Source organism: Myxococcota bacterium (assembly GCA_041389495.1).
In the GTDB taxonomy this organism is placed as follows: Bacteria; Myxococcota_A; UBA9160; order UBA9160; family UBA4427; genus JAWKRT01.
This window is the reverse complement of record JAWKRT010000002.1, coordinates 722,283-735,278: the sequence shown is the minus strand read 5'-3', so window position 1 is coordinate 735,278 and position 12,996 is coordinate 722,283. Positions and strand designations below refer to the sequence as shown.

General features: G+C 74.6%; 12 protein-coding genes. 6 read left to right on the top strand and 6 right to left on the bottom strand.

Going from position 1 to position 12,996, the window contains the following annotated elements:
* Entirely contained in the window at positions 1-792 is a 792-nt protein-coding gene (locus R3E88_13990; protein ID MEZ4217590.1) for a DUF3450 family protein, read from the bottom strand.
* A gap of 162 nt (positions 793-954) precedes the next feature.
* Positions 955-1,299, bottom strand: coding sequence for a hypothetical protein (locus R3E88_13985; GenBank protein MEZ4217589.1), 345 nt, complete (start codon positions 1,297-1,299; stop codon positions 955-957).
* 230 nt (positions 1,300-1,529) lie between these two features.
* Between R3E88_13985 and R3E88_13980 the strand changes: the two genes are divergently transcribed.
* The 6 genes from R3E88_13980 to R3E88_13955 all read left to right on the top strand — a co-directional run bounded on the left by R3E88_13980 (position 1,530) and on the right by R3E88_13955 (position 8,707).
* A complete protein-coding gene (locus R3E88_13980) occupies positions 1,530-2,237 on the top strand; it encodes a response regulator transcription factor (GenBank protein MEZ4217588.1) in 708 nt (235 codons plus the stop codon).
* A 170-nt stretch (positions 2,238-2,407) separates the two neighbouring features.
* A complete protein-coding gene (locus R3E88_13975) occupies positions 2,408-2,977 on the top strand; it encodes a sigma-70 family RNA polymerase sigma factor (protein MEZ4217587.1) in 570 nt (189 codons plus the stop codon).
* A 386-nt stretch (positions 2,978-3,363) separates the two neighbouring features.
* A complete protein-coding gene (locus tag R3E88_13970; GenBank protein ID MEZ4217586.1) occupies positions 3,364-5,061 on the top strand; it encodes an ATP-binding protein in 1,698 nt (565 codons plus the stop codon).
* Complete coding sequence (locus R3E88_13965; GenBank protein MEZ4217585.1) at positions 5,058-5,579, top strand: BlaI/MecI/CopY family transcriptional regulator; 522 nt, start codon at positions 5,058-5,060, stop codon at positions 5,577-5,579. The genes R3E88_13970 and R3E88_13965 overlap by 4 nt, the downstream gene beginning before the upstream one ends.
* A gap of 168 nt (positions 5,580-5,747) precedes the next feature.
* Positions 5,748-6,593 carry a M48 family metalloprotease gene (locus R3E88_13960; GenBank protein MEZ4217584.1) on the top strand — a complete coding sequence of 282 codons (846 nt, stop codon included), beginning with the start codon at positions 5,748-5,750 and terminating at the stop codon, positions 6,591-6,593.
* A 53-nt stretch (positions 6,594-6,646) separates the two neighbouring features.
* Positions 6,647-8,707 (top strand): TonB-dependent receptor, encoded by a 2,061-nt coding sequence (locus tag R3E88_13955; GenBank protein ID MEZ4217583.1) that lies wholly within the window; start codon positions 6,647-6,649, stop codon positions 8,705-8,707.
* Here R3E88_13955 and R3E88_13950 read toward each other — a convergent pair.
* Genes R3E88_13950 through R3E88_13935 form a run of 4 tightly spaced genes read right to left on the bottom strand, consistent with a single transcriptional unit; the run spans position 8,695 to position 12,877 of the window.
* Positions 8,695-9,405 (bottom strand): N-formylglutamate amidohydrolase, encoded by a 711-nt coding sequence (locus R3E88_13950; GenBank protein MEZ4217582.1) that lies wholly within the window; start codon positions 9,403-9,405, stop codon positions 8,695-8,697. The genes R3E88_13955 and R3E88_13950 overlap by 13 nt on opposite strands.
* Positions 9,406-9,409: 4 nt before the next feature.
* A complete protein-coding gene (locus R3E88_13945) occupies positions 9,410-10,678 on the bottom strand; it encodes a glutamate-cysteine ligase family protein (GenBank protein MEZ4217581.1) in 1,269 nt (422 codons plus the stop codon).
* Positions 10,671-12,149: a RimK family protein gene (locus tag R3E88_13940; GenBank protein ID MEZ4217580.1), complete on the bottom strand. Its 1,479-nt coding sequence runs from the start codon at positions 12,147-12,149 to the stop codon at positions 10,671-10,673. Before R3E88_13940 ends, R3E88_13945 begins: the two co-directional genes overlap by 8 nt.
* Positions 12,146-12,877: a hypothetical protein gene (locus R3E88_13935; protein ID MEZ4217579.1), complete on the bottom strand. Its 732-nt coding sequence runs from the start codon at positions 12,875-12,877 to the stop codon at positions 12,146-12,148. Before R3E88_13935 ends, R3E88_13940 begins: the two co-directional genes overlap by 4 nt.
* Positions 12,878-12,996 lie beyond the last annotated feature (119 nt).

Below are 12,996 nucleotides of genomic sequence, written 5' to 3'. Positions count from 1 at the left end.
CTAGCGCGCCTCCACCGGGAAGCGCACGAACTCGATCGTGTCGACGTTCCCTTCGTAGATGTCGAGCAGGTGCCGGGCGTCGCTCGCGAGGTCGGGGTCGTTGGTGAACTCCCAGCCGTTCGGTCCCGGGCGGCCGATGCCGGCCGTGCGGCCCTGCGCGTCGACGTAGATCGCCTGCGCGAGCCCCCAGTAGAGCGTGCGGACCTGCAGCTTCTCGTCGCCGACCTGTCGCGTCTCGCCGACGAAGGTCGCGGTCGAGTCGAACTTCTCCGCCTGCGCGAGCACGCCGAGGACGTTCATGAGGCGGGCGCCGAGCGGCACCTTCGTCGTCTCCGGGTCGTCGGGGATCTGGACCAACAGGATCTCGAGCTTCTTCTGCAGGGGCTCGGGCAGCCGAGGCGCGAGCGCGACGATCGCCTGCTCCATCGCGCGCACGTCCTCCTCGAGGGCCCGCTCCGTGCGCAGGTAGTCGCCGCGCTCGAGCAGCAGGTCGCGCCGCTCGTCGTCCGAGGCCGTCCCCTGCGCCTCGAGCTCCTCGATCTCGGCGCGCAGCGCGTCGCGCTGCTGGCGGAGGAGGTCGCGCGTCGCGCGCAGCGTCTCCTTCTCCGCGTCCCAGTCCGACTTCTCCTTCGAGGCGACCTGCCGCGCCTCGACCCACTTCCCCATCTTCTCGCGGAAGTCCTGGGCCGCGGGCGCGACGGCGGGCGTACCTAACGTCGAGAGCGCGAACGTCGCGAGCGCGCAGCGGGCGAGGCGTCGCCGCGCGCGCGCTCCCGACAGGAAGGGATGCATCTGGGGGATCTCCTCTCGGCGAGGGCCTCGCGTTCCCGCCTCGCCGGATCGGCAGAATCTAGGGAGCGGGCGCGGCGGCACCGCGAAGCTCGCGTGAGGAAAGCGGGGCGGTTCGGTGTCGTTCGTGAAGGCCGCGATGCGAGCGCGCGGGAGCGCCGCTCGTCAGTCCGCGAACGCCCCGGCGCGCGACGCGTCCGGCGTCGCGGTGGCCGCGGTGGCGCGCACCGGCGCGCGTCGCGACGCCACTGCCATCGCGCGGCCGAGCACCCAGCGCGCGAACGCCTCGCGCTCCGCGCCCGCCTCACCCGCGTCCCCGCGCGGCGCCGCGGAGAGCGACGCCAGCACGTCCTCGAAGATCGCGCCGCACAGCCGCTCGGCCTCCGCCCGCGCCGCCGTGCGGCGCTCCGCGAAGCGGTAGATGCGCGCGAAGAAGGCTTCGTAGAAATCCTCGAACGCTTCCGCATCGCCCGCGAGAAGCCGCTCGACGCCGTTTCGCTCCATCGCCATGGGCCCCGCCCTTCGCTCTTCACACGGCGACAGCTTCGCGCGGGTCGCGACGCGAAGGGGCCACGTTCGCGGGAAGGCTGCGGGGGCGATTCGAGAAGGGCCTTCTCGGATTCTCCGCGAATCCCGGACCGCAACTTCACCGGGCTGACACGCGCGCGGGCTTTCATCCCGACTCGTCCCGAAGGGAGGCCCTCCGCGGCGTTCGCGGCGGGCCCCGGAGACTCGTGCGCTTGGCGAAGCAGATCCTGGTCGTCGACCCCGACGACGCGTCCCGCGCCCAGATCGTCTCGAAGCTCGAGACGAACCAGATCCGCGCCCTCGAGGCGACGGACGGCCGCCAAGCGCTCGAGGTCGCGCACGACGCGCGACCGGACCTCGTCGTGACCGAGCTCGTCCTCGGCGACATCACGGGGCTCAACCTGTGTCGGCGACTGCGCGAGGACCCCGCGCTCGACCCCATGCCCGTGGTCGTGCTGTCTCGTTATGCGGACGAGGTCGACCGCATCCTGTGCTTCGAGCTCGGCGTCGACGATTTCGTTCCCAAGCCCTTCTCGGCGAACGAGCTCGTCGCGCGGCTGAAGGCGATCCTCCGCCGGCCGCCCGCGCGCGCGAACACCGCCGCCGCCCCCGGCGCGCACGGCGCGGCGCCCCCGCGTCCCGGCGAGGTGCGCATCGGCGACCTCGTCGTCGAGGCGACGCCGCGCGAGCTGCAGATCCTCGCCGAGCTCGTGCGCCAGGAAGGTCGCGTCGTCTCGCGCGAGGAGATCCTCGAGCGCGTGTGGGAGCCGGGGACGACCGCGACGCCGCGCACCGTCGACGCGCACATCAAGGCGCTGCGCCGCAAGCTCGGCCGGGCGCGCGACTGCATCCGCACGATCCGCGGAATCGGCTACCGCTACGAGCCGATCCCCGGGAAGCCCATCTCGACGCCGGCGTGACGAGCGCGCAGAGCGCGTTCGTCTCCGCGTCACGCGGGGCGTCACACGGCACGCGCGCGCGCTCCCGGTAGCTTCGATCGATCGTCGTCCCCGCGCGACGCACGCGCCATGCGCGACGCGCATGCTCCGCCGCGAACCGAGAGCCCCCCGGCTCGGGAGCGGACGCACGCATGCCCCCCACACCCTTCCACGGCGACGCGCCGGACGCCGAGCGCGCGCTCGGCGACCGCGAGCTCGCGGAGCTCTACGCGCGCACCTTCCGCGGCATGAGCGCGTGGCTCGCCGGGCGCACGCGCGAGACGGCCGACGCCGAGGACCTCGCCCAGGAGACGTTCCTGCGCGCGATGCAGACCGCCGACGCCTATCGAGGCGACAGCAGCCCCGAGTCGTGGGTGTTCGGGATCGCGCGCAACGTGCTGCGCCACCACTACCGCTCGCGGCGCGCGCGCAAGCGCGGCGGCGACCTCGTCCGCGTCGGCTTCGACGACGAGGTCGAGCGCGCGGGCCTCGTCACCCCGTTCGACGAGGTGCACGCGCGCCTCGACCTCGACGACCTGTCGGGCCGCGTCCGCGCCGCGGTCGGCGACGCCGACTGGCAGCTGCTCGCCGCGCACCACGTGGAGGACGAGCCGATCGAGGCGCTCGCCGCGCGGACCGCGTGCTCGTCGAGCGCCATCAAGTCGCGCCTCCACCGCGCGCGCGCCCGGCTCGAGCCGCTCCTGCGCGAGGCCGCGTTCTAGCAGCGCGCGCCCGCCCGGCCGCGAAGCGCGCGATGCGGCACTGCGAGCGGGTGCGGCTCGGCGGCGAGCCCGACCGATCGTTCCGGTTTGCCGGCCGCGCGGGCGCAGGCGTTCGGTCGCTCGGCCGCGGCTCGGCGCCACCGGCTCGCGGCCCGGTCGCCGCTTCTGCCGCTTGCCCCGCATCCCAGCTTCCAGCTCCCAGCTCCCAGCTCCCAGCTCCCAACTCCCAGCTTCCAGCTTCCAAGAGAGGCGGCGCGGGCGTAGGCTCGTCGCATCGACGATGCGGGCGTCGCGTGTGCGCCGGGCCTCGAAGGAGCCCGCGGGTGCCCGGCTGCGGGCCATGCCCGGCCCTGTGGTTCCTGCGATTCCGGGGGAGCGCAACGAACGTGCCCGTCCCGCCGTCCGCCGAGACCGACGACGACGCTTCGCTCACCCGCTCCCGCCACCGCGTGCAGCGCGTGGCGCTCGCCGGCTGCTTCGCCGTCTCGGTCTGGACGGCCCTCTACCAGTCGGTTCGCGGCTCGCTCGGCTTCGGCCTGTTCGGCTTCGCGTGCGCCGCGCTCGTCGGCGTCGTGTGGCGCCGTCTCGACCGGAGCCCGCCGTCGAGCCGCGCGTCGCTCGTGATCGTCGGCGGCATCTTCGCCACCTCGTTCGGGATCGCGGTGCTGACGGGCGGCCGCTGGCCCGGCGGCCTCTACTTCATGACGCTCGTTCCCGCCGCCGCCGTGCTGATGCTCGGCCGCCGCCAGGCCGTCGCGTGGACGGTGCTCACCGTCGTCGCGATCGCGGCCATCGGCTTCGCGTCCGACGGCGCCGCATCGTTCCCGATCGCCGTCGATCCCGCCGAGACCACCTCGGCCCACTTCCGGATCGCCGTCTCGCTCGCGCTCATCATCGGCTGGGTCGCCCACTCCTACGACGCCGTGCGCGAGCAGGACGCGCGCGACCTGCGCGCCGCCACCGCGGCCGCGAAGGAGAGCGAGCTGCGGTTCCGCTCGATCACCGAGTTCGCGACCGACATGATCCTCGAGTTCGATCGCGGCGGGCGGCTGCTGTTCGCGAACCGCAAGGTCGGCGAGGTGCTCGGGCCCGAGGCGATGTCGCCCGACGCGCTGACCGCGCTCCCGTTCGTGCACGCGGACGACCGGAGCCGGCTCCGCGACGCGCTCGCGACGCTCGCGGACAAGGGCTACGTGCGCGCCGACCCGGTGCGCGTGCGCGCCGCGGGTGGCGACTGGCGGTGGCTCGAGATCGCGATCCGCGCCTTCGACCGCGAGGACGGGCAGCGACGCACCGTCGCCGTGGCGCGCGACGTGACGGAGCGGCGCAACCTCGAGCACGAGCTCGTCCGGCGCGAGGCGCTCGCCGCGGTCGGCTCGATCACCGCCGGCATGGCGCACCAGGTGAACAACCCGCTCGCGTCGATCCTCGCGACCTCGCAGCTCGCGCGCCGCGAGGACCGCGACGGCCGCGGCGTCGAGGACCTGCTCGCACACATCGAGAGCGAGGCGCACCGCGCCTCGGCCATCACGCACGACCTGCTGCGCTTCTCGCGCGGCGACGCCGCGGAGCGGCGGCGCGAGTCGATCCACGCCCTCGCCCGGCGCGCGGTCGACGCGACCCGCCCCTTCGCGCGCGCGCACGGCGCGACCGTCGAGCTCGTGCTCGACGACGTGGACGCCGAGGTCGAGATCTCGACCATCGCGATCGAGCAGGCGGTCGTGAACCTGATCCACAACGGGATCGAGGCCGCGGTGGGCAAGCGCGCCGCCGTCACGGTGACGACCGTCTCGACACCCGACTCGGCGCGCATCGTCGTCTCCGACAACGGCCGCGGGCTCACGCGCGACGAGCTCGCCCACATCTTCGAGCCCTTCTACACGACGCGCGCCGGGCGCGGCGGGTCGGGGCTCGGGCTCAGCGTCGCGCGGCGCGCCGTCGAGGACCACGGCGGCACGCTGACCGCGCAGCCCCTCGCGGGCGCCGGCGCGCGCTTCGAGATCCGCCTTCCCGTCGCCCCCGTCGTGCCCTCCCCGCCCGACGGCGGCGGAGCGGACGAGGGCGCGCGCGGCACGCTCGCGTGACGCGCGCCGCGCGCCTTCCGCTGCTCGGACCGCTCGAGCGCCTCGTGCTCGAGGAGCTCTGGCGCGCGGGAACGCGCGACGTCGCGCAGGTGCACGCGTGCGTCGCGCTCCGCCGCGACGTCGCGCGCAACACCGTGCAGACGACGCTCGAGCGCCTCGTCCGCAAGCGGCTCGCGACGCGCGCGCGCCGGGGACGCGCCTACGTGTACGAGGCCGCGCTCACGCGGCGCGAGTGGATCGCGCGCGCGCTCGACGACCTCGTCGCCTCGCTGCCGCGCGTCGAGTCGCAGCTGCTCGCCGCGAGCTTCGTCGACCTCGCGGATCGCACGAGCCCCGAGCTCCTCGACGCGCTCGCCGAGCGCGTGCGCGCGCGGGAGCGCGAGCGCGAGCGCACGCGGGTGGAGGCGCCGTCGCGCGTGGGCGGGCCGCACGAGAGCGCGTCGAGCGCGGCCGACCGGCCGCGCGACGCGCGCGCACCGGAACGCCTGCGCGGCGCCGACGGCGCGGAGAGCGAGTGATGGGAACGTTCGCGGCCGCCGCCGCGCTCTGGCTCGCCGCGGTCGCGCTCGGGTCGCTCGGCACGTGCGCGGCCTGGCTCGCGCTGCGCGCATCGCGCGCGCGACCCCACCGCGCGCGCGCGCGCCGCGGCCGCCGCCGCGCTCGCGCCCGTCGCGTCCGCGACGCTCGTGATCGCGCTGTGCCTGGCACCCGGAGTCGCGGGCTGGGCGACGGCGAGCGGCGACCACTGCCTTCGCCACGCCGACCACCCGCATCTGTGCCTCGTGCACCCGACCGCGCTCGCGGCCCCGGCTCTCGGCGTCGCTCTCGCGGCGGCGCTCGCCCTCTTCGGCGCCGGCGCGTGGCGCGGCGCGCGCCGCGTCGCCCGCGCGCGGCGCGCGGCCGCGCGCCTGCGCGCGGGTCGTACCCGCGCGCTCGCAGCCGACGTCGAGGTCATCGAGACCGAGCGCGCGTTCTCGTTCGCCCTCGCCGGCCGCGCGCCGCTCGTGCTCGTCTCGAGCGCACTCGTCGAGGCGCTCGACGCGCGCGCGCTCGACGCCGTGCTCGCGCACGAGCGCGCGCACCTCGCGCGCCGCGACCCGCTCGTGCTCGCGATCGCGCGCGCGGCCGCGCGCGCGCTTCCCGGGCGCGTGCGCGAGGACGTGCTCGCGACGCTCGCCCTCGCCGCCGAGCAGGCCTGCGACGACGCCGCGGCCGCCTGCGCCGGCGATCGCCTGCTCGTCGCCCGCGCACTCCTCGAGGTGGCCGCGCTCGTCGCGCGGTCGCACGAGGGGCCGCGACGCGAGGCCCGCGCGCTCGTCGCCGCCTCGTTCGCCGACGGCGACGTCGAGCGGCGCGTCGAGCACCTGCTCCGCGACGCCGCGGCCCCCGTATCGCGCGACGCGGCGGCTCCGGGAGCGAGCCTGCGCGCGGCCCTCGCGACGGCCGCCGCGCTCGCGCTCCTCGCGCTCGCCGCGCAGCCCGTCCACCACGCGGTCGAGCACGTGCTCGGGCTGCTCGCCGGGAGTCGCTGAGCGCGAACTCCGATCGCTGGTCGGACTTCGCGGGCGCGCCTAGCGTGCGCGGCATGTCGAAGCGCCCGCTCCCGTGTCTGCTGTTGCTCGCCCTGACGATCGCGAGCCCGCCCGCCCTCGCGCACGACGAGGGCGACGCGCCGCCCACCGAAGTGGTCCGCATCGTCGGCGAGCGCGCGGTCGAAGCGACCTCGAAGATCGTCGTGCCGGCCGACGAGTTCGACCTGCGGCCGCTCGAGAGCGGCGGGCAGATGCTCGAGGCCGTTCCCGGCGCGCTGACCGCGCAGCACACGGGCGGCGGCAAGGCCGAGCAGTACTTCCTGCGCGGCTTCGACGCCGATCACGGCACCGATCTCTCCGTGCGCTTCGACGGCGTGCCCGTCAACCTCCGCACGCACGCGCACGGCCAGGGCTACATCGATCTCCACTTCGTCACGCGCGAGACGATCGAGCGGCTCGCCGTCGGCAAGGGCCCCTACTCCGCGCGCGAGGGCGATTTCGCGACGGCCGCCGCGATCGACTACGTCCCCTACGACTCGCTCGACCGCTCGCTCGTGCTCGCCGAGGGCGGGATGTTCGACACGTGGCGCGTGGTGGGCGCGGCCTCGCCGCGCTTCGGCGCGTTCGCGACCGACGACGCGGACGCCGTGTTCTCGCTCGAGGCCTATCACACGGACGGCCCGTTCCGCTCCGACGAGGATCTGACGCGCATCTCCGTGTTCGGGCGCGGCAGCGCGGCGGTGACGGACTCGCTCCGGCTCTTCGGCCACGTCGTCGGCTACGACGCCGACTGGAACGCGTCGGGCCTCGTCCCGCGGCGGCTCGTCGAGGACGGCACGATCTCGCGCTTCGGCTCGGTCGACCCGACCGAGGGCGGGAGGTCGACGCGCGTGCAGGGCAAGGCGGGCTTCGAGTGGACGCCGACGTCGCGCGATCGCCTGACCGCCTTCGCCTACCTCGTCCACTACGACCTCGACCTCTTCTCCAACTTCACGTTCGCGCTGAACGACCCCGTGAACGGCGACGGCATCGTGCAGAAGGACGACCGTCTCTACGCGGGCGGCGTCGTCGAGCTCGAGCACGCGCTCGACGGGATGCTCGACGGCGCGCTGCGCGCGGGCGTCGAGACGCGCTGGGACGCGGCGCGCGTGCGGCTCGGCCGCCAGACGGCGCGCGCGATCACCGGCTTCACGAGCGACGACGACGTCGAGGAGTGGTCGGCCGCGCCGTGGGCCGAGCTCGAGCTGCTGCCCCTCCCGTGGGTGCGCCTCGTGGGCGGCGCGCGCTACGAGGTCTTCGGGTTCGACGTGCAGAGCCACCTGCCGGGCGGCCCGCGCCACCGCGGCGACGATCGCATCTGGCTCCCGAAGGCGAGCCTCGTGCTGACGCCGTTCCGCGCGGACGGCGCGCTCCCGTGCGACTGGCAGCCGCTCTCCGACCTCGAGCTCTTCCTGAGCTACGGCACGGGCTTCCACTCGAACGACGTGCGCGCGGCGGCGACGAGCGACCGCATCCTCGCGCGCGCACCCGGCGCGGAGGTCGGCATCCACACGCACCTCGCGCCGCACGTGAGCATCTCGGTCACGGGCTTCTGGCTCGAGCTCGAGAGCGAGCTCGCGTTCGTCGGCGACGAGGGCACGACGGAGGCCGGCGGGCGCACGCGACGGCTCGGCGTCGAAGCCGCCGCGCGCGCCGACCTGACGCCGTGGCTCTACGTGCGCGGCGACCTCGCCTTCACCGACGCGCGCACGACGTCGAACGACGAGCGCATCGCACAGGCGCCGCGCTTCATCGCGAAGGGCGCGATCGGCGTCGAGTACGAAGGCTTCCGCGCGGAGCTCGCCGTGAAGCACCTCGGCGAGCGGCGCGCCGAAGAAGGGCTGCAGCAGCCGACGCTCTCCGACTACACCGTGCTCGACCTCGGCGCGTCGTACGCGTGGGACGCGGTCGAGGTCGGGCTCGCGATCGAGAACCTGACCGACGCGAAGTGGCGGAGCTCGGAGTTCTACTTCGCGTCGTGCGTCGCGGGCGAGGTGTGCACGGGCGCGTCCGACTTCCACTTCACGCCCGGCAATCCCATCAACCTGCGCGGCTTCGTCCGCTACGCGTTCTGAGCGAGCACGGAGCGGAGCGCGAGCTCGACGGCCTTCACGAGCAGCCGGCGCTTCGGATCGCGCGCGAGCCACGCCTGGCAGAGCTCGAGCTCGAGGCCGACGTAGCGGCGCGCGGGCCGTTCGCGGCGCATCGCGGTCGCGAGCCCGTCGGCGACGCCGCGGTAGGGCGCGTTGCGCCGCACGCGCAGGCCCGGCAGCACGTGGCGCAGCGCGGCCTGCAGGCGCCGCGCGAAGCGAAGCTCGGGCGCGCGGCGCGGATCGTAGAGGAGGCCGACGTCGAAGCGGCGCTCGTCGCCGCCGAGCACGGGCGTGAAGCTGTGCACGGCGACGTGGACGACCGACGGCGCGCGCTCCGCCGCCGCGTCGAGCGCCGCGCGCACGCGCGCCCAGTGCGGAGCGTGGACGTCGCGCAGCAGGGCTTCGCGCACCTCGCGCGGCAGGCGCCGCGCGAAGGGCGAGAACGCGCGCGGGTTGTGCGGCGAGCGGTTGAGGTCGACGAGCAGGCGCGTCGTCGTCGCGGCGACGAGCGGAGCCGCGAGCGCGCGCGACAGCGCGCGCGCCGCGTCGAGCGCGCCGGCGTCGAAGCCGCGGTGCGAGGCGAGCACGGCATCCGGAATGCGGAGCGCCGCCGCGTACGCGCGCGGCACGCGCGCGCCGCCGTGCTCGCACGTCAGGACGAGCGAGGGCGGCGCCGCCACGAAGCTAGGCGCTCGCCGCGAACATCCGGTTCGCGCGCAGGCAGTCGGCGAGCTCGGCGTAGACGGCGCGGAGCGCTTCGCGCGGCGGCGCGTCGCGGTCGGCGCCCCGCTCGGCCACGCGCCGCACGATGCGCGACGCGAGCGTCCCCTCCTCGCACAGGAGCTCGATCGCGGGGTGCAGCTCCGCGAGCTCGGCGTCGTCCGCGACGTGGCGCGCGACGAGCGCGCGCCACGCGTCGCCCGCGGTGCGCGTGCCGGCGTCGAGGCCGAGCGCCGCGAGGAGGTCCGGCGCGTCGAGCGGCGCGGCCTCGCCGAGCCGCGTCGCGCGGTCGAGCAGCGCGGCGAGCGCGGCGGTGTCGAGCGCGCGCAGTCGCGCCTGCTGCGCGGCTCCTCCTTCGCACAGCGCGCGCACCACCCGGCTCACGACCGCCGCGATCGCGACGTCGGCGAGCGGGCACTCCTGCACGTCGAGGACGCGGATCTCGAGTGCCATGCGGTCGAAGCGCGCGATGCAGCCGCGCGCGTTCACCCACTCGTGGCGCAGGACGCCCTCCGGATCGAGCGGCGCGAGGTCGCGGTAGATGCCCTCGAGCATCGCCTCGTACGCGGCGCGCGTGAAGAGCGGCTCGGGAACGACCGCGCCGCTCACCGACGGCACCCGCCTCGCGTTCGTGCGGTAGACCTCGAGCCGCGTGTCGAGCCGGCCCGAGGCGCGGCCCTCGACGTAGGGCGACGCCGCGGCGAGCGCGGGCAGGAGCGGCAGCACGGCGCGCGCCGCCGCGTGCAGGCGCGCGAACTCGTCGTCGTTCGCGAAGGGCAGGTTCAGGTGCGCGCTCTGCAGGTTCGACCAGCCGTGGCCGCGACAGTCGAAGATGCGGTCGAACGCGTCGTAGATCGCGCGCGCGCCGTGCGGCCAGATGGCGAACTCGCGCGCCGGGTCCATCCACGGGTGCATCGCCGTCGGGAGGAGGCGCGCGCCGCGCGCGGCCAGGTGCTGCTCGATGCGCGCGATCTCCGCCGCGAAGCCCTCGGCCGCGCCGGCGAGCTTCGCGACCGGGCCGTTCGTCTTCACCTCGATCACGTGTCGCGCGAGCTCGTTCGACCACGCGAACGCGCCGCGGTCGACGTCGTCCTCGACGTCGCCGCGCTCGTCGGCGATCAGCGCGTCGGCGATCGAGCGCACGTCGAGCGTCGCGGCGTCGACGATCATGTACTCGAGCTCGATCCCGTAGGCGGCGAAGAGCGCGAGCGGCGGGCGCGCGGCGTCAGCCACTTCGCGGGCCTCCGTTGCCGCCCCGCTTGTCGAGGCGCTCGCGGAACCACTGCATCACGGCCGCGTAGAGCGCGTCGCCGACGGCGCCGTCCTCGTAGCCCGCCTCGACGTTCGGGTTGTCGTTCACCTCCATCACGACGAAGCGGCCCTGCGACTCCTTGATGTCGACGCCATAGAGCCCGTCGCCGATCAGCGACGCGGCGCGCACGCCGGTCTCCACCGCCTGCGGCGGCGCCTGGTCGAGGGGCACGGCCTCGACGCGGCCGTAGCGCGTCTTGCCGCCCTCCTTCGCCGCGATGATCTGCCAGTGGCCGCGCGCCATGTGGTAGCGACAGGCGTAGAGCGCCTTCCCGCCGAGCACGCCGATGCGCCAGTCGAAGTCCGAGGCCATGAACTCCTGCGCGACGACGAGCTCCGAGTCGGCGAGGAAGAGCTTCGCCTTCTCGCGCAGCTCGTCCTCGGTGTCGGCGCGTACTACGCCGCGCGAGAACGCGGAGTCGGGGCGCTTCAGCACGCACGGAAGGCCCACCGCCGCCGCGATCTCGCCGATCGCGTCCTCGTGCGCGACGAACGTCTTCGGCTGCGGGACCTTGTTGCGCTCGAACAGCTCGGCGAGGAACACCTTGTTCGAGCAGCGCAGGATCGACGTCGGGTCGTCGATCACGACGAGCCCCTCCGTCGCGGCGCGGCGCGAGAGCCGGTAGGTCGGCCCGTTGACGTAGGTCGTCTGCCGGATGAAGAGCGCGTCGTACTCGGCGATGTCGGGCGCCTCGTCGAGCCCGATGAGCTCGGCGCCGATGCCGACGTCGGCCGCGGCCTTCGCGAACTTGCGCAGCGCCTTGTCGTCGGACGGCGCGTCCTCGGCCGTCGGGTCGACGAGGATCGCCATGTCGTACTGGAACGTGCGCTTCGCGCGGGCGGGACGCGTGTTGCGGTCGAAGTGCTCCTCCGCCTGCGCGATCACGAAGGTGCGGTGCTCGTCGGGGATCTCGCTGGTCGCGATCGGGCGCACGGAGGAGAGGCGCCACTCGCGTCCGCGCTTCTCGAAGCTCGCGCGCAGGAGCGGCACGGGGAACTGCTGGTAGAGGGCGCGCGCGAGCGACTCGTAGGTCGTCGCGAGGTTGTGCCCGAAGTAGACCGAGAGCTCGAACTTCGCGCTGCGCAGGCGCGCGAGGCTCTTCTGGATCAGCGCGTCGAGCTCCTGCGACACGATGCGCACGACCGGCGCGAGGCGCAGGTCCTGGAGCGTCTCCACCGTCGGCAGCGCGCGGTGCCCACGCGCGGCCGCGAGCAGCGACACGTAGTAGCCGAGCGTCTGGTAGCCGTAGGTGCGGCAGAAGTTGTAGACGCGCAGCCCGCGCTTCCCGCCCCACGCGTTGCTCACGAGGTACTCGCGCGCCGACACGACCTCGGCGCCCTCGAGGCGCAGCGGCCAGCGCTTCGTGTTCTCGACGACGATGATCGGCTTCACGCCGCGTCCTCCGGCGGCTCGAGCACGAGCAGGTTCGCGTCGTAGGTCAGCACGCCGAGCAGGATCGCGTTGATGACGCGCTGCACGGGCAGCCAGTAGATGTGGCGCCGGAAGTGCGGATGCGACTCGAGCGGGTCGGCGACGCGCACCGTGCGCTCGTCCTCGTCCCAGCCCGAGAGCACGACGAAGTGGCCCTGCGGCTGCCCGCGCACGTCGTCCTCGACGAGCTTCGGATACCCGTACTCGCGCCGGCTGCGGTAGAGGAAGGTCGCCGACAGGCCCGTCAGCACCGGGCGCCCCTCGCCGAGCCAGCGGCGCAGCAGGCCGACCGAGAGGTCCTCCATCGCGAGCTCGCCGCCGAGCTCGAGGAACTCGAGGTACGAGGCCGTCGCCCCCGCGACGCGCGCGTCGCCCTTCTCGTCGCGCTGCGCGCGCAGCCGCTCCGCGATGTCGCACTCCGAGCTCTCGAACCAGCTCGGGTCGAACACCGCGAGGTTGTAGGTGTAGACGAGCGCGCGATAGCCGCGCCGCAGCGCGTGGATGGCGAGGTTGACGGCGAGCGTGCCGCCGCCCTCGAGCTGCGGCACCTCGCGGACCACGTCCTCGAGCTCGCGCTCCTCGCCGTAGTAGCGATAGAGCGCGTGCAGACACGTCGGTCCGCACGTCTGGTCGTCGGGCTGTCGGAGGATGTCGAGCTCGAGATCGAGTCGGCTTGGTTGGGTCGGCATCGCCGGTCGGGCGCAGAGGGTCGGGAGGGACGAACGAAGGCGCCCGAAGCTCCTGATGTGCCGGAGACGCCCGACGCGCCCCTCGCGCGAGGGGGCCCCTCCTGAGGCGGCGGAAAATA

What these genes read in the sequence shown, in the direction of transcription:
- R3E88_13985 (MEZ4217589.1), bottom strand. Translation starts at nt 1,299, where the DNA reads ATGGCGATGGAGCGAAACGGCGTCGAGCGGCTTCTCGCGGGCGATGCG.
- R3E88_13935 (MEZ4217579.1), bottom strand. Translation starts at nt 12,877, where the DNA reads ATGCCGACCCAACCAAGCCGACTCGATCTCGAGCTCGACATCCTCCGA.
- R3E88_13955 (MEZ4217583.1), top strand. Translation starts at nt 6,647, where the DNA reads ATGTCGAAGCGCCCGCTCCCGTGTCTGCTGTTGCTCGCCCTGACGATC.
- R3E88_13975 (MEZ4217587.1), top strand. Translation starts at nt 2,408, where the DNA reads ATGCCCCCCACACCCTTCCACGGCGACGCGCCGGACGCCGAGCGCGCG.
- R3E88_13990 (MEZ4217590.1), bottom strand. Translation starts at nt 792, where the DNA reads ATGCATCCCTTCCTGTCGGGAGCGCGCGCGCGGCGACGCCTCGCCCGC.